Raw genomic sequence first — 20,388 nt, 5'->3', positions numbered from 1 at the left:
ACTTGTTAATTGTCTGAATTAGTAGGAAAATATAAGTTATTTCTGTGACATAAGGAAAAATTGCCCTAGCCTGATGGGATATAGGGTATTGAAGTTTATGAGCCATCTTGATCCGACTTTACTTGTGCTGCTGGTGTTGGCGGCACTGGGTATCATCAGCCACAACATGACCGTCACTCTTGCAATGTTGCTCTTGCTGGTTATCCGTATAACACCACTAAATCAATTCTTCCCTTGGGTGGAAAAATATGGGCTGACTATCGGTGTACTTATTTTAACTGTGGGGGTGATGGCACCCATTGCCAGTGGGAAAATTACGATACAAGCGGTTCTTCATTCGTTTTTGAATTGGAAATCGTTACTGGCAATAGCAATCGGTGTATTAGTCTCTTGGCTGGGCAGCCGCGGGGTTTCGTTGATGTCTAATCAGCCTTCAACTGTTGCGGGTTTATTGGTGGGAACAGTACTGGGGGTTGCCTTGTTTAAAGGTGTTCCGGTGGGGCCGCTGATTGCTGCCGGGATTTTGTCATTGCTGATTGGTAAATCGTAGTCGTTATGCTGCCGGAATTGAGTGCGATACAGGCGAAAATGCAGCGGCAAGGATTACGTCGCTTGCTGGTGTTGAGTGGCGATCATGATTGGTGTTATCAACAGGCTAATGAGTTACAGCAGAGATTTGCCGGTGATTGGTTATGGATCTCTGATCGTAAAGAGAAAGCAGTGCCGCCAGCAAAAGCGGTCAGTTTATTAGGTCAGGAATATCTGCACGGAATATTTGATGCTACCGAAGGTTTTAATGCGGAAGCACTGGCAATATTAGCGGGGACATTAAAGGCCGGAAGTTGGTTGGTGATGATGGTTCCATCTTGGTATCAATGGTGTTATCAACCAGATAAAGACAGTATGCGTTGGAATGAACAATCAGACGCTATCCCAACTCCGCACTTTATTCAGCATATTCAGCGACAACTTATTCATGATCCTCAAGTTTTGCTATGGCGGCAAAATACTTTTCTTCACCTGCCTGAATTTCCACAATACAGCGAGTGGCAATTGCCTGATGGCAATCCCACCGCTAGCCAGCATGCCATTTTAGCGCAACTTTTGCGGGCAAATCAGGGAGTATGGGTAATTACAGCGCCAAGAGGGCGAGGTAAATCGACGCTTGCAGGCATGTTAATGCAACAATGGCAAGGGAATAATTGCTGGCTGACGGCGCCGGCAAAAGCAACGACTGAAATTATCAGAGGCTATTCGGCTGAAAAAGGGCAATTCTGGGCAGTAGATAATTTGCTGAAATATTGCAGACAAAACTGTGTGTCAGAGATTGATTGGTTGCTTATCGACGAAGCTGCGGCTATTCCAACGCCTCAGTTATTTGAGCTGATCAGCTATTTCCCCCGGGTATTATTAACGACAACTGTACAGGGATATGAAGGTACAGGGCGGGGATTTTTACTTAAATTTTGTGCTGAAATTCCTAATTGTCATATTTTAAATCTGACCGCGCCTGTACGTTGGGCTGAGAATGATCCTCTGGAAAACTGGCTGGAAAACGCTTTATTGTTTGAGGATGCCGTCCCGGTAAATAATTCTGATCAGGCGATCCGCTATCACATATATCATCAGCAGCAATGGATTAAACAGCCTGAATTGCTGAGACAGTTTTATGGCATATTAACCAGTGCTCATTATAAAACTTCACCTTTGGATTTACGGCGTTTACTTGATGCCAAAGGAATGCAGTTTATCGCAGCGCTTGGAGATAAGACCTTGGCAGGTGCTTTGTGGATGGTTGATGAAGGTGGATTGTCGCCTGAGCTGGCACATGAAGTATGGGCAGGCAGGCGTCGCCCCAGAGGAAATCTGGTCGCTCAATCGTTAGCGGCCCATAGTGGTTTACCTCAGGCGGCAGTCCTGAAATCTCAACGGATTAGCCGGCTTGCTGTACAGGCTAACAACCGCAGACAGGGTATTGCTCAGGGAATGATCGCGTTTCAGCGGGCAAGGGCAAAAGGGCAGGGAATAGATTTTATTTCTGTCAGCTTTGGTTATACCGCTGAACTGTGGGCATTATGGCAAAAATGTGGTTTCCAATTGGTCCGTATGGGAACCCATTTGGAAGCCAGTAGCGGTTGTTATACCGCAATGGCGATTTTTCCACTGAGTCAACAGGGGATGGCACTTTGTATTCAGGCACAACAACAGTTTGCCCGTGATGCATATTGGCTGGAGTCACAGATTGGGTTCAGTTTGCCTGTGGATTACCAAATTGACCGCCATCTCAATCAGAGTGATTGGCAGGAGCTTTCAGGTTTTGCATTTGCTCACCGGCCATTTTCTGCTTCATTACCGGCTTTGCAACGATTGTTATTGAACAGTGATTTGCCGTTGCCCGCACTGAGAAATCATCTCCAGCAGGAGATGAGTATTGAGCAGTGTGTCACTGTGTTGAAGTTAAGCGGATATAAGGCATTAACATTACTCTGGCGGCAAGAAACCGCACAAGCGTTGGCAAGTTTCGACAAGAAATTGGCTAGGTATTGGCAAGAATGGACTACTGCTTTTTCTGAGGCCAGTCGTCCTTATCATCCCATTTGTCATTAAAATCCCGGTGAGGAGGAAGCTCTGGTTTATTATCCAGAAATTTTTTGACGTCCAGGCGGCGTAATTCTTTAATTGCATTGAGAAGAATGCCAACCAATAAAACTAAAATAATCCACCAATAATCAGCTAACCATTGCATTGGGTTATCTCCTGCGCAGTACCGAGGTAGTTCTCAAATAGATAAGGCAAGTTAGCCGATAACCAGTCAATACCTGCAATATCATGCTGTTGCCATATATCCAGTAACATCTGTTTAGTCAGCAGTTTTTCCAGTTGTCCGGATAGTGGCCGGTAACTGATATGCCACGGTTCATAAGCGACACCATCACGGTTACCGACAAAAGGGCGATAAAAACCGAAATGGTCCATATTTTCTGTCAACCAATGTGTCAGTGGTTCAAAGTAACCACCATTTTCATATTCCCAGGGGTCCAGCTGTAATTTCTGGTTTTCCGGCAGCATCGTTGGATCATAAATATCCAGTTCAGTTCCCCAATGATGGCGGCTGGCGCCGGGCAGGGCAGACCAGCGGAGAATAGCCTGACAAAGTTCTCCTTCTGTTAATTGGGTGATATCCATTGGTTGGCTGTTTTCATCCAATACTGGGCGCTCGCCGCGGAATTTGCCATTCCAGATAGCCTGTTGACGCTGGAAATCGCGGAATGTGCTGGCAGGTTGCAGATTAATTCCCGCATTTGCTGCTGCTTGCTGCATGGAAAGAAAAGATTTTACTGCTTCTGGTTGTAATCGGTGATTGCCAGAAAGAGAAATCAAGTGCCCGGTAGCCAGGCCAGTTAACATATTTGCGGTTATCACTGGATGAGTTGCTCCATAACACGCTGATAAATCCGGCTGAGTTGTTGCAGATCTGCGGCACTGACGGATTCATTAACTTTATGAATTGTTGAGTTGAGTGGCCCCAGTTCGATAATCTGAGCGCCCATCTGAGCAATAAACCGCCCATCGGATGTGCCGCCACTGGTAGATAATTCAGGTTTATAGCCACAGTAATGGTCTATTGCCTGTACGACGGCATTGACTAACTCGCCTTTGGCGGTCAGGAAAGGCTGGCCGGGCAATATCCATTCAATCGTGTAATTCAGCTTGTGATTTTTCAGGATTGTCTCAACCCGTTCGCGGATTTGGCTATCGGTCAGTTCCGTACTGAAACGGAAATTGAATTGAACCTGCAAATTCCCCGGGATCACGTTATGACTGCCTGTTCCAGCATGAATATTGGCAATTTGCATACTGGTTGCCGGGAAAAACTCATTTCCTTCATCCCACTGGGTGTTGACCAGCTCTTGCAAAGCCGGCAGGGCCCGGTGGATTGGGTTATCAGCCAAATGCGGATAGGCAACGTGGCCTTGAATACCCTGTACAGTCAGATTAGCCGTCAGGGAGCCGCGCCGGCCATTTTTCACCATATCGCCAAGATGGTACTGACTCGACGGTTCACCAATCAGACAATAATCCAGCCGTTCGTTACGGGACATCAAAGCTTCAACCACTTTAACTGTGCCGTGGGTGGCTTTTGCTTCCTCGTCAGAGGTAATCAGGAAGGCCAGGCGACCACTGTGGTTGGGATGATTGGCAACAAAGCGTTCAGCCGCAACAATCATGGCAGCCAGCGAGCCCTTCATATCTGCCGCGCCCCGGCCATATAACATGCCATTACGAATAGTCGGCTCAAAAGGGGGCTGTTCCCATTGAGATTCGTCGCCCGCAGGGACAACATCCGTATGCCCGGCAAAGGCTAACGTCGGGCCTGTGCCGCGATAGGCCCAGAAATTGTTTGTGTCGCCGAAAGGCATCCGTTCAATGGTGAAGCCAATGGCTTGCAGACGGGCGATCATAATATCCTGGCAACCTTTATCATCCGGGCTGACAGAGGGGCGTTTTATCAGTTGTTGTGCAAGTTCAATTACAGGACAAGTCATTTCAGAGCGCCTCAGCAAAAAATTGCTGATATTCATCTGCCTTATAACCCAGCAGGCAGTCGCCTTTTGCAGAAATTAACAGTGGACGTTTGATAATAGCCGGTTGTTCCAGCATCAACGCTTTTGCTGCTTCAGCATTATTGATTGTCGCGCGTTGTTGATCACTCAATTTACGCCAGGTTGTACCACGGGTATTAATTAATGGTTCCCAGCCAAGTTTGTCAATAAATGATTGCAAAAGCGCGGCATCTAATCCATCAACACGATAATCATGAAACAGGTAGGAGATTTCCTGCTCTTCCAGCCAACGACGGGCTTTTTTTATGGTGTCGCAATTCTTGATCCCGTAGAGAGTAAAAACAGGCTGAGAAGATTTATCCGACATAATTAAGAGGTCCTTAAAAAAAATTTAAACACCTAAACATAATGCTGGAAAATACCTGTTTTTTCCAGATGATGTCCTGATTTTTATTATCTGGGATATCAAAAGAGGGGAACCCAATCTTATCGGCCTGTCATCATAGCGATAAGAGCCGGCCCCCGGCAATAAACCAAAGAGGGCGGCTCAGGAAAAACATTAAGCTACGCCATTTTTCCTATGTTGCAGATACATAATTGTTGCAGCCAGGCGGGAACGTACGTTTAGTTTTTTTAACAAGTTTCTGATGTGTACTTTCACCGTCTCTTCAGAAATAAAGAGAACATCAGCGACTTCTTTATTGGTCATGCCACTGGAAACTTCTTTTAAGACATCTAATTCACGCTTGGTCAATTCAGATAAAGGATCAACATGTTTATGGCGGTTAGCCAGATGTTGATATATTTTTTCACTAAAGACAGTTTGCCCGCGGGCTGCGTGACGAATACTGCTTAATAGCGAATCTAAGTCACTGTCTTTCAGTAAATAGCCATTGGCGCCAGCGTCAATGGCTGCGTAAACATCATTCCGGTCATCTGAAACAGATAATACCAGGACATAAGAGTTGATCCCTTTTCTACGAATAGATTTAATCGTATCCACGCCAGAAAGACCATTCATATTGAGATCTATCATAATGACATCAGGTTTCAGTTTGCATGCAATGTTTATTGCTTCTTCACCATTGTCAGCTTCTGCTGTTACGGTAAGCGCTCGATCGAGCTCTACAATCTGTTTCAAGCCATGGCGAATGAGAGGGTGGTCATCAACTATCATCACTGAATGGTTATACATTTTCCTTCTCCCTAAAAGATTAAAGCCACGAAATGCACGATTAAAAGGCAGTAATGAATGGGTCTGCCCTAAATTAAATTACTATGAAAAAATTTTCTCAAAACCGATTGATTTACAGAATTGATAGCTCTGTAAGTCCAGAAAGCACATCCTGATATAAAAATATAAATAGCGCAAATTAGTTTGATAAGTAAAAAAAGAAGATGAGTAATTTTCACCAAAAACATATAACGTTGATGTAAAAAATAATATTGTAAATCAATTTGTTATAAGTCTAATTATTAGATTTGTTTTCTTTTATAAAATTTATTTTAATTGAATTTATATTGAGGGTTTTTATTGGTTATAATTATCATGGTTATTATAACTCAAATAATATTATATAAATTATAATGTTTATTTATTGATGTTCCCATACTCAGTCGGTGGTATTGAAGGGTAAATTCGGTCGTGTTTTTTGTGAGCAAAAAAGTGCTAATTTATGGGTAAAATGCTGTCAATGTTATGATTTAGCACACAGTACCCATTATACTGGTCCCGCTCTTACTCCAGATAATGTATATAAAGGATCCGACGATGGATGAAAAATTAAAACAGAGTGCATTGGATTTTCACCAGTTTCCACAACCAGGGAAAATCACGATTACTCCAACTAAGCCTCTGACAACTCAGCGGGATTTGGCCTTAGCTTATTCACCGGGTGTTGCCGCGCCTTGTCTGGAAATTGCAGAAGATCCATTAGCGGCTTACAAATATACTGCGCGTGGCAATCTTGTCGCTGTGATTTCTAATGGTACTGCGGTCTTAGGGTTGGGGAATATTGGTGCACTGGCCGGTAAGCCAGTGATGGAAGGAAAAGGCGTACTGTTTAAAAAGTTCTCAGGTATTGATGTATTTGATATCGAAGTTGATGAGTCTGATCCTGATAAATTAATTGATATTATTGCGGCGCTGGAACCGACTTTTGGGGGAATTAACCTCGAAGATATCAAAGCACCGGAATGTTTTTATATTGAAAAAAAACTCCGGGAAAAAATGAACATTCCGGTATTCCATGATGACCAGCATGGCACTGCGATTATTTGTACCGCGGCTGTTCTGAATGGCTTGCGGATTATGAAAAAAGCGATTTCAGAAGTTCGCTTGGTGGTTTCTGGCGCAGGCGCTGCATCAATTGCCTGTATGAACTTGTTGGTTGCGCTTGGATTGAAATGTGAAAATATCGTGGTATGTGACTCTAAAGGGGTTATTTATCGTGGCCGCGATGAAAATATGGAAGAAACTAAAGCAGCCTATGCGATTGAAGACAATGGCAGCCGTACATTAGGTGATGCTATTCCTGGTGCGGATATTTTCCTCGGATGTTCCGGCCCGGGCGTATTGACTCAGGACATGGTGAAAACCATGGCGAAAGATCCTCTTATCATGGCGTTGGCAAACCCTGAGCCAGAAATTCTGCCGCCGTTGGCTAAACAAGTTCGCCCTGATGCCATCATTTGTACCGGTCGCTCTGATTATCCGAATCAGGTTAATAATGTTCTCTGTTTCCCATTCATTTTCCGTGGCGCGCTGGATGTTGGTGCGACAACCATCAATGAAGAGATGAAACTGGCTTGTGTTCGCGCTATTGCTGATTTGGCGATGGCAGAGCAGAGTGAAGAAGTGGCTTCTGCTTATAATGATCAGGATCTGTTTTTTGGCCCGGAATATATTATTCCCAAGCCATTTGATCCACGCCTGATTGTTAAAATTGCCCCGGCAGTGGCTAAAGCCGCAATGGATTCCGGCGTGGCAACCCGCCCGATTGAAGACTTTAGCGCGTATATAGAGAAACTGAATGAGTTTGTCTATAAAACAAACTTGTTTATGAAACCTATTTTTTCTCAGGCCAAAAAAGCGGAAAAACGGATTGTTTTGGCTGAAGGGGAAGAAGTGCGGGTATTGCATGCGACGCAAGAGCTGATCTCTCTTGGATTGGCTTATCCGATCCTGATTGGCCGCCCAAGTGTTATCGAAAAGCGTATCCAGAAACTGGGGCTGCATATTGAAGCGGGTAAAGATTTTGAGGTCGTCAATAATGAGAACGATCCACGCTTCAAAAAATACTGGCAAGAATATCACCAGATTATGAAACGTCGTGGCATTTCTGCGGAACAAGCACGCCGTGCAGTCATTGGTAATCCAACCTTGATTGGGGCGATTATGGTGCTGCGTGGGGAGGCTGATGGCCTGATTTGCGGCACTGTGGGCAGTTACAGTGAACATTATGATGTGGTGAAAAATGTCTTTGGTTTCCGTGATGGGGTTCATACTGCTGGTGCAATGAACGCATTACTCTTGCCAAGTGGTAATACTTTTATCGCTGATACCTATGTCAATAATGATCCAACACCTGAGCAACTGGCTGAGATTACCCTCATGGCCGCAGAAAGTGTTCGCCGTTTTGGTATTGAACCAAAAGTTGCATTGCTTTCTCATTCAAGTTTTGGTTCTGCGGATTGCCTTTCAGCCCAGAAAATGCGCCGGACGCTGGAATTGGTCAACAAAATGTCACCTTCACTTGAAATTGATGGTGAAATGCATGGTGATGCAGCGCTGGTTGAAAGTATCCGCCGTGACATCATGCCGGATAGCCCACTGAAAGGGGCGGCGAATCTGTTAATTATGCCAAATATGGAAGCTGCCCGTATCAGTTATAACCTGCTGCGCGTAACCAGTTCTGAAGGCGTTACCGTTGGCCCGGTGCTGATGGGCGTGGCGAAACCGGTACACATTCTGACGCCAATTGCTTCTGTACGCCGTATCGTCAATATGGTCGCCTTGGCAGCCGTTGAAGCGCAGACTCATCCGTTGTAATACCAATGGGTTAAAATGGCCCTGGTTGCCTGGAGGGAGCCGGGGCCGTTTATTGTAAATAATTCTTATTATCTATATGATGCGGAAAAATATTATATGGATAACGGACGTTATGACATTTCTCTCTGCTGTAAAATCTTTTCTGATTATCTGTGGCTTACTTATCTTATCCGGGTGTGCATCGATACAACAAAAGCCCACTCCCCAAGTGCTTTCAGCCGAACTGACCCAGCAAGGGGTGATTGTCGATCTCAAAACAGGCAACGCTCTTACTCCGGATGAATTGATCAACCAATTGGCATCACATCAACGGATCATTGTGGGTGAAAAACACGATAATCCATACCATCATCAGATTGAGCTTTGGCTGGTTCAGCAGCTTCGTCTTAAAAGAGAACATGGTGCGGTTTTGCTGGAAATGATTAACCCCGACCAGCAGGAAAAAGTGAATAAAGTTAAAAGTTGGTTGCAAACTAAACCCAGCGTGCGTGAAAGCCGCATAAAAGAGTTGCTGGCATGGCACGATGGTTGGCCGTGGCAATTGTATGGCGGGTTGGTCATGGAGCTTATGCAGCAGCCTTATCCGTTACTGTTTGCAAACCTGAATCGCAGTGAAGTTAAAGCTGTTTGCTGTAACCCGCCAGTTCTCCAGGGAGATATTTCCGTCTCCAAAAATGTAAAATTGCGGATTGAAGCGACGATTAAAGATGCTCACGGTGGTGAAATAACAGCACAACAATTATCTGTTATGACAACTATTCAGCAAATGCGGGATCGCCGAATGGCAGAGCAGCTACTTAAAGCCCCGGCGCCTGCCACATTGATTGCGGGTGCATACCATGCAACGAAAATAATGGGTGTTCCTTTACATGTTAAGGATCTGTCACCACAAGAGGATCTGGTGGTGCTGATTATAGCTGAGAAAGGCAATGTAATGGACAGTCAACATGCCGACTATATTTGGTATACACCAGCAAAAAAACCATAGATATTTTAAGTAAATGATGGTTTCTTTCCGGTAGTTAAAGGGCCTTAGCACATGGATGTGCGCAAGTTAACGATATATATAAAAATAATTTTCATTAGCATATGAAATTAATTATCATTACTAAATGATAATTAAAATTATGCGCTGTAATCCATGTTGACGTTGACAAACCCCATCTTTCAAACAAATCCTGCTAAAAAAGGACTTGCTTTTACTGTTGCTATTGCTGCTCACCTCATTTGGGTTATGTGGATTATCTGTCAGCCAGAAGAGCTCCCTGGTGAACTGATGCCCCCTCCGGCAGTGATGATGGAATTTTCATTGCTGACAGAAGCAACACATCAAATACAGAAACAATCTGTTGGTATTGAACAGCAGCTTTCTGTTGCCAGTCGGCAGCAGGAAAGTGCAGTTAATGAGATGAAAACACCTGAGCTTATTAAAAATGAGCAGGCTCAAATACGGGTGCATAAGCCTAAAAAACAGAAAAAGAACCCGGAAGAGCAGAAGAAAACATCGCAAGTGAAGCGACAGCAGGCAGAGGAAGAGAGTGAAAAGTCTCAGAATAGTGCTGCCAGGGTAAGCAGTACCGCTACGTCGGCTAATTTGGCTTCGCGGGTTGCGGCCTCTTATGACAGTGATTCAAATACTGTCGTTGATGCGGATGCTTTATGGCGGGCTGAGGTTATTGGGCATTTGAACCGTTATAAACGTTATCCTGAGGATGCACTGAGAAGAAACCGCACTGGCCGACCTACAGTCAGATTTACCATTAATAAACAAGGTTATATAACTAACAGCGATTTAGTCCGTCGTTCAGGTACCCATTCTCTGGACAGGGAAGCGAAGCAAGTTTTGGCGAGAGCGCAGCCATTACCGATTCCTCCTAATAGCGTTTTAAAAGGCAGTGAAATTACGATAGAACTGCCGATTGATTTTAATTTAACTAATCGAATCTTTTAGCGACTTAAGGACAGCAGATATGTTAAGGCAACAAGCGCGGTTTGCCCTGAAAACTAAAGGGCTGTTATTAACGTTTTTATTGAGCGGCTGGTTGAATTCCGCCGCCGCAGAGGGAGAAATTATGCCACCAAAGACCATGAAACAACCACATCAGATGACGATTCACGGTGATACCCGTACAGATGACTATTACTGGATGCGGGATGATAATCGCAAGGATCAAAAAATCATTGATTATCTGACAGCCGAAAATAAATACACCGAACAGATGCTGAAACCCGGAGAGCAACTACGGGATACATTATATGAAGAAATGGTCAGCAGGATGAAACAGGATGATCAGTCTGTACCCTATACTTATAATGGGTATATTTATCGTACCGTCTATGAAGCTGGAAAAGATTTCCCGATTTATCAGCGTAAACCTGTTGATGGTTCAGCAGACTGGCAGGTTCTGGTTGATGGTAATGAAAGAGCTAAAGGTCAGGAATATTATCAACTGAGTAATCTTGCTATCTCTCTGGATAATAAACGTATTGCAATTGCTGAAGATACTCAGGGGCGCCGTAATTATCAGATCTCTTTTAAAGACATCGCTGATAACCAGTGGAGTAATGACGTAATAAAAAATACTTCCGGCAACATTGTTTGGGCAAATGACAGCAATACACTGTTTTATGTGCGCAAGCATTCACAGACTTTATTGCCATACCAAGTATTTCGTCACCAATATGGTACAAATACCACTGAAGACCAGAAAATATATCAGGAAGAAGATGAGCGTTTTTATTTAGGCATAGCTAAAAGCTCCTCCCGTGATTATATTATGTTGTCGATAGTCAGTAATTCGACTTCTGAATATTTGCTGATTGATGCGAATAAGCCACAGGCTGAACTTCAGGTACTTTCTCCTCGTCAGGAAGGACGGGAATATTATATTGACCATTTCCGTGACCATTTTTACATTCGCTCAAATCATGAAAGCGAAACTTATGGGCTTTATCAAACTGATGCCATAAATATGCCGTGGAAAACAGTGATTGCTCCGCAACAGGAGACGGATCTTGAAGATTTTGCACTGTTTAATAACTGGTTGGTCGTTCAGGAGCGAACGAAAGGATTGCCGACAATTCGTCAGATTAATTGGCAAACTGATCAGGAAAAACAGATTAAGTTTGATGATCCAAGTTATATGGCATGGATTGATTACAACCCTGAACCTGATACTGATGTTATGCGTTATGGTTATTCATCCATGACAACACCAAGCTCAACATTCCAGTGGAATCTGAAAACCGGTGAGCGGGAATTACTTAAACAGCAGGAAGTCAAAGGCTTTGATAAACATCATTATGAGAGTCAGCGTATTTGGGTGAAAGCCCGTGATGGCGTGGAAGTTCCTGTTTCTTTGGTTTATCGTAAATCACTGTTCAAAAAAGGCCAGAACCCGATCCTGATATATGGTTATGGGGCTTATGGTATCAGTATGGATCCTTCATTTAGTTCACCACGATTGAGTTTATTAGATCGGGGCTTTGTTTACGCGTTGGTACATGTGCGTGGCGGCGGTGAATTGGGTAAAAAATGGTACCTGCAAGGTAAAGTCGAAAATAAAATGAATAGTTTTACTGACTTTATTGATGTGACCAAGGCACTGATTGCTCAGAAATATGGCGACAGTAAACGGGTTTATGCTATGGGAGGCAGTGCCGGTGGTTTGCTGATGGGTACGGTGATTAATCAGGCTCCGGAATTATATCGTGGTGTGGTTGCTCAGGTGCCATTTGTTGATGCGGTTACAACTATGCTCGACCCTTCTATTCCATTGACCGTAGGAGAATATGAAGAGTGGGGTAACCCGGAAAATAAAGAAGATTATCTTCGAATTAAATCATATAGCCCGTATGACAATATAAAGCATCAGCGCTATCCAAACTTATTAGTTACGAGTGGATTTCATGATTCACAGGTTCAATATTGGGAACCGACTAAATGGGTAGCAAAATTACGGGATATGAAAAAAGGTGACTCTATTTTATTATTGGAAACCAATATGAGTGCCGGGCATGGTGGTAAATCAGGCCGTTTTAACCGACTGAAAGACACTGCACTGGATTACAGTTTTATTTTGATGCTGGATGATGCTCAGAAGTATTTCCCACAATTAAAAGATAACTGAAAGAAATTATAAATATAAGTTTTTATTAAAAGCACTGATAATTATTTATCAGTGCTAAATATTTCTATTGTTTTTTTGAAAATTGGTATGTAAGCAAATATTTATTTGTATGCATTTTGGATGATTGAAATGAAAATAATGACAAAAATAGCAGGGGTCGGGGTTGTTTTTATTGGGCTTCAAGGGCTTGCTTATGGTGAGGAAAAGCAAGAAGGGAAATCAGATAAGGTGCTGAAATTCAGTAGTCTTAAGGTTTCAGGTTCACAGGATAATGCTGAAGTGCGGGCAATGGAAAAACCCGGTTCTTATAGTTCTAAAGGTGAAGATACTAAACTTCAGTCAGTGGATAGTATATTACGCAGTATGCCAGGAACTTATACTCAAATAGATCCGGGTCAGGGAACAGTGACGATTAATATACGTGGATTAAGTGGTTTTGGACGAGTGAATATGATGGTTGATGGTGTTAGCCAGAGTTTTTATGGTACATCTCCGACTAGTCCAGCTCACGGTACTACTTATAATCAATTCGGTGCAATAATTGATCCTAATTTTATCGTGGGAATTGATGTCAACCGTGGTCAATCTGATGGTTCAGATAGCGTTAATGCATTAGTGGGTAGCGCTAATTTCCGCACAATTGGCGTAGATGATGTGATATTCGCGGGGAATTCGTTGGGAGTACGCACAAAAGCAAATTATGGCAATAATGGTATTGGTCATAATGGCATGATAGCGGTTGCAGGTAAAACCTCGGCGTTCAGTTCTGAAGGTTCAATAGGTGCTATGCTGGCTGTCAGCGGACATTCAATTGATGCGCATTATAAAAATGGCGATGGCGTATTAAGCGATGAGTTTGTTACAAATAAATCATTTAAGCAAAAGCCCAATTCGCAATTAATTAAAATAAATATTAAACCGAGCGACTTTCATGATATGGAGCTCAGTGGACGGAATTATCATAATAAATTTACCCGTCGTCATATTGATAGTCGGGATATTTACCTAAAATACAATTACACACCATTCAGCGAATGGATTGATATAAAATTACTGGCTAGCACCAGCGAGGGGACTCAACGCTACGAAGGTGATTCACTTTATAGGCTGCTGAATAGCAATGCTAAAAATAGATCAGATGCAATAGATATCAGTAATATCAGCCGTTTCGGCTATGGTGATACAGATTTTGAACTGACATTCGGCAGTAAGTTGATGAAAACCGAGTATAGCAAGGCAACGGATAGTATTTATTCTGGTAAAGGTCAAGATGAACAAGAAAGGAAAGAATATGAAAAAACAGATGGTGAAGCAAAAGAAAATAATGTTTTTGCACCAAGTGGTAAACAAGATATTGCCAGTATTTATGGCGGGCTGAAAATTAGTCGTGGAATTTATCGGGCAGACATTTCATTTAATTATATGGACTACAGTGTCAAAGGCCATAAACCGGCTTGTGATCTGCGGATCCCTTGTTTCCCTCAGTGGGAAACTGAATTGGATTTGAAACAACATGGATTTAATCCAGGTGTTTTATTATCAGCAGAAATTATTCCTGAATTCCAGCCATTCGTCAGTTATGCCCGTTCAATGAGAGCGCCAAATATTCAGGAAACTTTCTATAGTAATGAAGGTGGTGGATCCATGAACCCATTTTTGAAAGGAGAGACATCAGACACTTATCAAATTGGCTTTAACAGTTTCCGCCCAGACTTGATTGTAAAAGGAGATACCTTCCGCCTGAAGGCTGCCTGGTATCAATCTAGAATAAAAGATTATATTCTCAGTGATATCTGGCTTATCTGTGGCAATAGGAAAACATGTAAAGCTGATAGTTCAGTAGATTACGATACAGTCGATCCTAACATCAAAATGTATATCTATCACAATAGTCTGACGCCGGTGAAAATAAGCGGGTATGAAGTTTCTGCTGATTATGATGCAGGTATATTTTATAGCAAATTGGCTTATAGCTGGCAAAAAACGCGCCAGCCAACTTCTGCCGCTACAGCGCATTTTGGTGCCGATCCCGTGTCACAATTGCCTGATAGTTTTATGACTCTGGATACTGGTGTCCGTTTATTTGATGAGAAAGTCCGTGTTGGTGCGATTGTTAAATATACGGGTGATTCTCATAGGATGGACCCAGATCAATATAATATTGATGACGACGGGCGGGTTATATTGCAAAAGGAACCTAAAATCCCAACGATAGTCGATCTTTATAGTGATTATCAGATAAATAAAAACGTGCTGTTGAAATTTTCAGTACAGAACTTGGCAAACAAAAATTATTCGGAAGCACTTAATCGCGCAAATTCGTCTCCATTAATGATTGAACAAACTTCGTCTATGCAAACAGCCAGAGGCCGGACTTATATTGCAGGTGCAGAAATCCGTTTCTGATAGTAGAAAAAATAAGTGGCAAGGGAATGCCACTATTTCTGACTTGCTGGTCGTTTTTTACGTTCTTTCTTGACCTTAATCACTTCACTCTCAATCCAGCCATCTTGTAACCGGGTTTTCAGAGTATCACCAACATGCACTTGTTTGGTTTGTTTCAGTAATTTTCCATCAGGGGCTTCGCTGATGCTGTAACCACGGGCCAGTGTCGCCAGTGGGCTGACGGCTTCCATTCGTGAGCAGGAAACAGCAAATTTTTCTCTGGAACGGCTGATTTGTCGTTCGATCGCTTGTTTTAGCCGAAAATCTTGTTGCTGAATCTGTTGGCTATACTGGCGGATCTGCTGACTGGGTTCTGAATACCCGAGCCGTTGTTGCAATTTCTCATAAGCCAGATCGCTTTGTCGCAGATGTCGTTGCAAACTGTCAGTGAGTCGCTGGCGTAAGCTAACCAGTAAGTTTTGCTGACGAGCCAGCCGTAAATGAGGGTGCTGTTGTTGTAAACGGTGAGATAACAGGCTGAAAACCTGCTGTTTTTGTGCAAAGAAGTAATCCATTGCCATCTCCAATCGCTGTTGTTGCGACTGGATTTGACGTAACAATTCGAGTTGATTACGGCTGACCAATTCAGCGGCTGCTGATGGTGTCGGGGCCCGCAAATCTGCCACGAAATCAGCAATGGTAACATCCGTTTCATGGCCTACTGCACTGACTATCGGAATATCACTGTGAAAAATCGCTCTGGCGACACGTTCATCATTGAAACTCCATAAATCTTCCAACGAGCCACCACCGCGGCCGACGATCAATACATCACATTCCTGCCTTTCATTAGCTAATTCAATTGCCCGAATAATCTGTAGCGGCGCTTCGGTCCCTTGAACGGCTGTTGGATAAATGACAATTGGCAATGATGGATCACGGCGCTGCAAAATATTCAGAATATCATGCAGGGCGGCGCCACTGGCTGATGTAATCACCCCAAGCTGTTGAGCAGGAGAGGGAAGGGGTTTCTTATGACGCTGATCAAATAATCCTTCGTCATTGAGTTTCTGTTTCAATAATTCAAACTGTTGCTGTAACAGGCCATCACCGGCGGGTTGCATACTTTCAACAATAAGCTGGTAGTCTCCCCTGGGTTCATAAAGCGTAATTGCCGCGCGGACTAAAACCTGCTGACCATTTTGTGGTTTGAATGTCACCCGTTGATTACTACTGCGAAACATTGCGGTCCGCACCTGAGCGCGTTCATCTTTCAGGGTGAAATACCAGTGTCCGGAGGAGGGTTGAGAAAAATTCGATATTTCAGCACTTAGCCAAATTCTGCCCATTTCCATTTCGAGCAGTTGACGGACCGTCTGATTGAGGCGGCTGACAGAAAAAATTCCAGTATTAGAAGGTAGTGACATGTGAGCCAGATCAAATTCCAAAACAAGGGCTTAATTCACCGATACTAACGTTCGTTATGAAGTAAGCAAGAAATTTTTTAATAAAATGCTGGAGGCAACCGATTACGTTCTGTATAATGCCGCGGCAATATTTTATTCCTTAAATTGTCCGCAGCCTGGTGAGATATTGCTTATGTTACGAATTAAAAAAGAAGCTTTAACTTTTGACGATGTTTTGTTAATTCCTGCCCACTCTTCTGTTCTGCCTAACACTGCTGATCTGTCTACTCGACTGACTTCCACTATTCGTCTGAATGTTCCTATGCTGTCTGCGGCGATGGATACCGTGACTGAATCCGGCTTGGCTATTGCGCTGGCTCAGGAAGGCGGAATTGGTTTTATTCATAAAAATATGTCTATTGAGCGCCAGGCAGAAGAAGTTAGCCGGGTGAAAAAACATGAGAGCGGTGTTGTGACAAATCCCGTCACGGTGGCTCCGAAAACAACATTGCGTGAAGTTCAGGCACTGACAGAACGTAATGGTTTTGCTGGCTATCCTGTTGTGACCGAAGGAAATGAGTTAGTTGGTATTATTACGGGTCGTGACGTACGTTTCGTTACCGATCTGGATCAGCCGGTTACTGCGGTAATGACACCTAAAGAGCGTCTGGTAACGGTAAAAGAAGGCGAAGCCCGTGATGTTGTGTTGCAGAAAATGCACGAAAAACGGGTTGAAAAAGCGCTGGTGGTTGATGAGGACTTTCATCTGCTTGGCATGATCACGGTTAAGGATTTCCAGAAAGCGGAACGTAAACCTAATGCCTGTAAGGATGAGCATGGACGTTTACGCGTTGGGGCCGCGGTTGGTGCGGGTGCCGGTAATGAAGAGCGTGTTGATGCGTTGGTTGCCGCGGGTATTGATGTTCTGCTGATTGATTCATCACACGGTCATTCTGAAGGTGTATTGCAGCGTATTCGTGAAACCCGCGCTAAATACCCGAATCTACAGATTATTGGTGGTAACGTGGCGACGGGAGAAGGTGCAAAAGCGTTGGTAGAAGCTGGTGTCAATGCGGTTAAAGTCGGTATTGGTCCTGGTTCTATCTGTACTACCCGTATTGTGACGGGTGTCGGTGTGCCGCAAATTACTGCTATCTCTGATGCGGTTGAAGCGCTGGAAGGCACAGGGATCCCGGTTATTGCTGATGGTGGTATTCGTTTCTCCGGCGATATTGCTAAAGCAATTGCCGCAGGGGCCTCCTGTGTCATGGTTGGTTCCATGTTGGCAGGCACGGAAGAATCCCCAGGAGAAATTGAGCTATTCCAGGGGCGTTCATTTAAATCTTATCGTGGAATGGGTTCTCTGGGCGCGATGTCTAAAGGTTCTTCCGATCGCTATTTCCAAACTGATAATGCCGCAGACAAACTGGTACCGGAAGGCATTGAAGGCCGAGTTGCCTATAAGGGATTGCTAAAAAACATTATCCATCAGCAAATGGGCGGCCTGCGTTCCTGTATGGGGCTGACTGGCTGCGCAACTATTGATGAATTGAGAACCAAAGCCGAATTTGTTCGCATTAGTGGTGCGGGTATTCAGGAAAGCCACGTTCACGATGTAACCATTACCAAAGAGTCTCCAAACTACCGATTAGGTCTATAATTCATATTTATTGTGGCTCCTGTAGGAGCCACCTATCTCCTTTGTTCTTATTTACTTGTTTTTTTGGAATTCGCCACACATGACAACAAATATCCATCAGCACCGTATTCTTATCCTTGATTTTGGTTCGCAATATGCTCAGTTGATTGCTCGCCGTATCCGTGAAATCGGCGTTTACTGTGAACTTTGGGCATGGGATGTAACGGAAGAACAAATCCGCGAATTCAACCCAAGCGGTATTATTCTTTCTGGTGGCCCGGAAAGTACCACAGAGCAGGAAAGTCCGCGTGCACCTGAATATGTTTTTAATGCCGATATTCCTGTACTGGGTGTCTGCTATGGCATGCAAACTATGTCGATGCAATGCGGTGGCAAGGTAGAAAGTTCTATTGAACGTGAATTTGGTTATGCTCAGGTTGAAATTAAAGCGGAAAGTGCATTGCTTCGTGGTATCCAGGATTCGTTGAATGAGCAGGGTAAACCGTTACTGGATGTATGGATGAGTCATGGTGATAAAGTCACTGCAATCCCTGCGGATTTTATCACTATTGCCAGCACTGATACTTGCCCGTTTGCCATTATAGCGAATGAAGAAAAACGTTTTTATGGTGTACAGTTCCATCCGGAAGTCACCCATACCCATCAAGGGCAACGCATACTGGAACGTTTTGTATTGGATATTTGCCAATGTGAAGCTCTGTGGACTCCTGATTCGATTATTGAAGATGCTGTTATACGTCTGCGTGAACAGATTGGTGACGATCACGTTATTTTAGGGTTGTCCGGTGGTGTTGATTCCTCTGTCACCGCGTTATTACTGCATCGTGCAATTGGCAAACGTCTGACCTGTGTATTTGTCGATAACGGTTTACTGCGTTTGAATGAAGCCGACCAGGTAATGGAAATGTTTGCTGGTAAATTTGGGCTGAATATCGTCCATGTTCCCGCAGAAGATCGCTTCCTTACTGCATTGGCTGGCATCAATGATCCGGAAGAAAAACGCAAAACCATTGGCCGTGTGTTTATTGAAGTGTTTGATCAAGAGGCAAGTAAACAGGCTCAGGTTAAATGGTTGGCTCAAGGCACTATTTACCCGGACGTTATTGAATCAGCGGCCTCTGCGACAGGTAAAGCACACGTCATCAAATCTCACCATAACGTAGGTGGTTTGCCGGAAGAGATGAAACTGGGTCTGGTGGAACCGCTGAAAGAGTTGTTCAAAGATGAAGTTCGCAAGATTGGCCTGGAGCTGGGATTGCCTTATGACATGTTGAACCGCCATCCATTCCCAGGTCCTGGTTTGGGTGTTCGTGTCTTGGGTGAAGTGAAGAAAGAGTACTGTGACCTGCTGCGTCGTGCGGATGCTATCTTTATTGAAGAATTGCACAAAGCTGATTTGTACAATAAGGTAAGCCAGGCATTTACTGTATTCCTGCCCGTTCGTTCTGTGGGTGTTATGGGGGATGGCCGTAAATATGACTGGGTTGTCTCTTTACGTGCAGTAGAAACAGTCGATTTCATGACTGCACATTGGGCGCATTTACCTTATGATTTCCTTGGCCGGGTTTCTAACCGGATCATCAATGAAGTCAATGGAATTTCAAGGGTTGTGTATGATGTCAGCGGTAAACCGCCTGCGACGATTGAGTGGGAATAGCAATATTAAGTCCAAATAATTGCATATGAGTTCAAAAAAGCCAGATTAATCATTATGATGTCTGGCTTTTTTATTTATGTAAGTTCAGGGCGGGTTAGTGGAATCCGGGAATTTTTACCCTTATGGAATTAGTGTTTTTACTGTGACTGTTATAACGGTAAAAACTTACAAAGGGAAATGTTATATTATCAGACATAAAATTCAGCTCATTAAAGCCTAAAGATAAAGTCTATGGAATCGCTGATCGTGATAGTTTATATGTGACAGTTGCAAAATCAGGTTTAGTAACGTTTAGGTTTGACTATCAGATTAATTATTTACCTCTTGATAACGTTCAAGGTTAGTAACACTAATATCTTCAAAATGACTAGGCAAAAGGCGGGATAAATGAGTCGGTGTTAATTTTAATGTTGCAGCCGCGTGTACATGAGAAGGTAGGAATTTTTTTGAGGGCGCGAGTAAGCTTTACTTCTATCAACATATTTTTGGCATCAGGAAAATCAAGATCTTGATAGACCTTCTTAAAAGGGGGAT

15 protein-coding genes are annotated in these 20,388 nt (G+C 43.6%); 9 read left to right on the top strand and 6 right to left on the bottom strand.

What is annotated here, in order from left to right:
* The first annotated feature begins 97 nt into the window (after positions 1 to 97).
* Both LGZ99_RS10925 and LGZ99_RS10920 read left to right on the top strand, forming a co-directional pair.
* Positions 98 to 550, top strand: coding sequence for a DUF441 domain-containing protein (locus tag LGZ99_RS10925; protein ID WP_036837977.1), 453 nt, complete (start codon positions 98 to 100; stop codon positions 548 to 550).
* Between the two features lie 5 nt (positions 551 to 555).
* The gene (locus tag LGZ99_RS10920) at positions 556 to 2,607 is read left to right on the top strand and encodes a tRNA(Met) cytidine acetyltransferase TmcA (protein ID WP_021324453.1); all 2,052 of its coding nucleotides are present in this window, start codon (positions 556 to 558) and stop codon (positions 2,605 to 2,607) included.
* On the opposite strand, the gene LGZ99_RS10915 is transcribed toward LGZ99_RS10920, so the two are convergent.
* The 5 genes from LGZ99_RS10915 to LGZ99_RS10895 all read right to left on the bottom strand — a co-directional run bounded on the left by LGZ99_RS10915 (position 2,558) and on the right by LGZ99_RS10895 (position 5,760).
* Positions 2,558 to 2,746, bottom strand: a complete 189-nt coding sequence (locus LGZ99_RS10915; RefSeq protein ID WP_031281060.1) for a YpfN family protein — start codon at positions 2,744 to 2,746, stop codon at positions 2,558 to 2,560. The two genes, LGZ99_RS10920 and LGZ99_RS10915, sit on opposite strands and share 50 nt — an antisense overlap.
* Positions 2,734 to 3,423 carry a M15 family metallopeptidase gene (locus LGZ99_RS10910; protein ID WP_021324451.1) on the bottom strand — a complete coding sequence of 230 codons (690 nt, stop codon included), beginning with the start codon at positions 3,421 to 3,423 and terminating at the stop codon, positions 2,734 to 2,736. The genes LGZ99_RS10915 and LGZ99_RS10910 overlap by 13 nt, the downstream gene beginning before the upstream one ends.
* Positions 3,420 to 4,547, bottom strand: coding sequence for a succinyl-diaminopimelate desuccinylase (gene dapE, locus LGZ99_RS10905; protein WP_021324450.1), 1,128 nt, complete (start codon positions 4,545 to 4,547; stop codon positions 3,420 to 3,422). Before dapE ends, LGZ99_RS10910 begins: the two co-directional genes overlap by 4 nt.
* 1 nt (position 4,548) lies before the next feature.
* Positions 4,549 to 4,932 (bottom strand): ArsC family reductase, encoded by a 384-nt coding sequence (locus LGZ99_RS10900; RefSeq protein ID WP_023045218.1) that lies wholly within the window; start codon positions 4,930 to 4,932, stop codon positions 4,549 to 4,551.
* Positions 4,933 to 5,124: 192 nt separating this feature from the next.
* Positions 5,125 to 5,760 (bottom strand): response regulator, encoded by a 636-nt coding sequence (locus LGZ99_RS10895; RefSeq protein WP_011146941.1) that lies wholly within the window; start codon positions 5,758 to 5,760, stop codon positions 5,125 to 5,127.
* Between the two features lie 576 nt (positions 5,761 to 6,336).
* Here LGZ99_RS10895 and maeB point away from each other — a divergent pair.
* The 5 genes from maeB (at position 6,337) to LGZ99_RS10870 (ending at position 15,152) form a co-directional block, all read left to right on the top strand.
* The gene (gene maeB, locus LGZ99_RS10890) at positions 6,337 to 8,616 is read left to right on the top strand and encodes an NADP-dependent oxaloacetate-decarboxylating malate dehydrogenase (RefSeq protein ID WP_036837979.1); all 2,280 of its coding nucleotides are present in this window, start codon (positions 6,337 to 6,339) and stop codon (positions 8,614 to 8,616) included.
* A gap of 112 nt (positions 8,617 to 8,728) precedes the next feature.
* A complete protein-coding gene (locus LGZ99_RS10885; RefSeq protein WP_036837981.1) occupies positions 8,729 to 9,604 on the top strand; it encodes a ChaN family lipoprotein in 876 nt (291 codons plus the stop codon).
* A 153-nt stretch (positions 9,605 to 9,757) separates the two neighbouring features.
* Positions 9,758 to 10,567 carry a TonB family protein gene (locus LGZ99_RS10880; protein WP_023045215.1) on the top strand — a complete coding sequence of 270 codons (810 nt, stop codon included), beginning with the start codon at positions 9,758 to 9,760 and terminating at the stop codon, positions 10,565 to 10,567.
* Between the two features lie 121 nt (positions 10,568 to 10,688).
* A complete protein-coding gene (locus LGZ99_RS10875; RefSeq protein ID WP_036838013.1) occupies positions 10,689 to 12,746 on the top strand; it encodes a S9 family peptidase in 2,058 nt (685 codons plus the stop codon).
* Between the two features lie 129 nt (positions 12,747 to 12,875).
* Positions 12,876 to 15,152, top strand: coding sequence for a TonB-dependent receptor domain-containing protein (locus LGZ99_RS10870; protein ID WP_023045213.1), 2,277 nt, complete (start codon positions 12,876 to 12,878; stop codon positions 15,150 to 15,152).
* A 32-nt stretch (positions 15,153 to 15,184) separates the two neighbouring features.
* On the opposite strand, the gene xseA is transcribed toward LGZ99_RS10870, so the two are convergent.
* The gene (gene xseA, locus LGZ99_RS10865) at positions 15,185 to 16,558 is read right to left on the bottom strand and encodes an exodeoxyribonuclease VII large subunit (protein WP_036837983.1); all 1,374 of its coding nucleotides are present in this window, start codon (positions 16,556 to 16,558) and stop codon (positions 15,185 to 15,187) included.
* Between the two features lie 172 nt (positions 16,559 to 16,730).
* On the opposite strand from xseA, the gene guaB reads away from it, so the two are divergent.
* Together guaB and guaA are read left to right on the top strand one after the other, a co-directional pair.
* Positions 16,731 to 18,197, top strand: a complete 1,467-nt coding sequence (guaB, locus tag LGZ99_RS10860; protein WP_036838015.1) for an IMP dehydrogenase — start codon at positions 16,731 to 16,733, stop codon at positions 18,195 to 18,197.
* A 79-nt stretch (positions 18,198 to 18,276) separates the two neighbouring features.
* Entirely contained in the window at positions 18,277 to 19,854 is a 1,578-nt protein-coding gene (gene guaA / locus LGZ99_RS10855) for a glutamine-hydrolyzing GMP synthase (RefSeq protein ID WP_036837984.1), read from the top strand.
* The last annotated feature ends 534 nt before the right edge of the window (positions 19,855 to 20,388 follow it).

This window comes from Photorhabdus temperata, assembly GCF_025384845.1.
GTDB lineage: Bacteria > Pseudomonadota > Gammaproteobacteria > Enterobacterales > Enterobacteriaceae > Photorhabdus > Photorhabdus temperata.
The sequence above is the reverse complement of the archived record's forward strand: the minus strand, read 5'-3'. Positions and strand labels throughout refer to the sequence as shown.

Coding starts and splice junctions, on each gene's coding strand:
- LGZ99_RS10925 (WP_036837977.1), top strand. CDS start 98: ATGAGCCATCTTGATCCGACTTTACTTGTGCTGCTGGTGTTGGCGGCA.
- LGZ99_RS10920 (WP_021324453.1), top strand. CDS start 556: ATGCTGCCGGAATTGAGTGCGATACAGGCGAAAATGCAGCGGCAAGGA.
- LGZ99_RS10915 (WP_031281060.1), bottom strand. CDS start 2,746: ATGCAATGGTTAGCTGATTATTGGTGGATTATTTTAGTTTTATTGGTT.
- dapE (WP_021324450.1), bottom strand. CDS start 4,547: ATGACTTGTCCTGTAATTGAACTTGCACAACAACTGATAAAACGCCCC.
- LGZ99_RS10900 (WP_023045218.1), bottom strand. CDS start 4,932: ATGTCGGATAAATCTTCTCAGCCTGTTTTTACTCTCTACGGGATCAAG.
- LGZ99_RS10895 (WP_011146941.1), bottom strand. CDS start 5,760: ATGTATAACCATTCAGTGATGATAGTTGATGACCACCCTCTCATTCGC.
- maeB (WP_036837979.1), top strand. CDS start 6,337: ATGGATGAAAAATTAAAACAGAGTGCATTGGATTTTCACCAGTTTCCA.
- LGZ99_RS10885 (WP_036837981.1), top strand. CDS start 8,729: ATGACATTTCTCTCTGCTGTAAAATCTTTTCTGATTATCTGTGGCTTA.
- LGZ99_RS10880 (WP_023045215.1), top strand. CDS start 9,758: ATGTTGACGTTGACAAACCCCATCTTTCAAACAAATCCTGCTAAAAAA.
- LGZ99_RS10875 (WP_036838013.1), top strand. CDS start 10,689: ATGCCACCAAAGACCATGAAACAACCACATCAGATGACGATTCACGGT.
- LGZ99_RS10870 (WP_023045213.1), top strand. CDS start 12,876: ATGAAAATAATGACAAAAATAGCAGGGGTCGGGGTTGTTTTTATTGGG.
- xseA (WP_036837983.1), bottom strand. CDS start 16,558: ATGTCACTACCTTCTAATACTGGAATTTTTTCTGTCAGCCGCCTCAAT.
- guaB (WP_036838015.1), top strand. CDS start 16,731: ATGTTACGAATTAAAAAAGAAGCTTTAACTTTTGACGATGTTTTGTTA.
- guaA (WP_036837984.1), top strand. CDS start 18,277: ATGACAACAAATATCCATCAGCACCGTATTCTTATCCTTGATTTTGGT.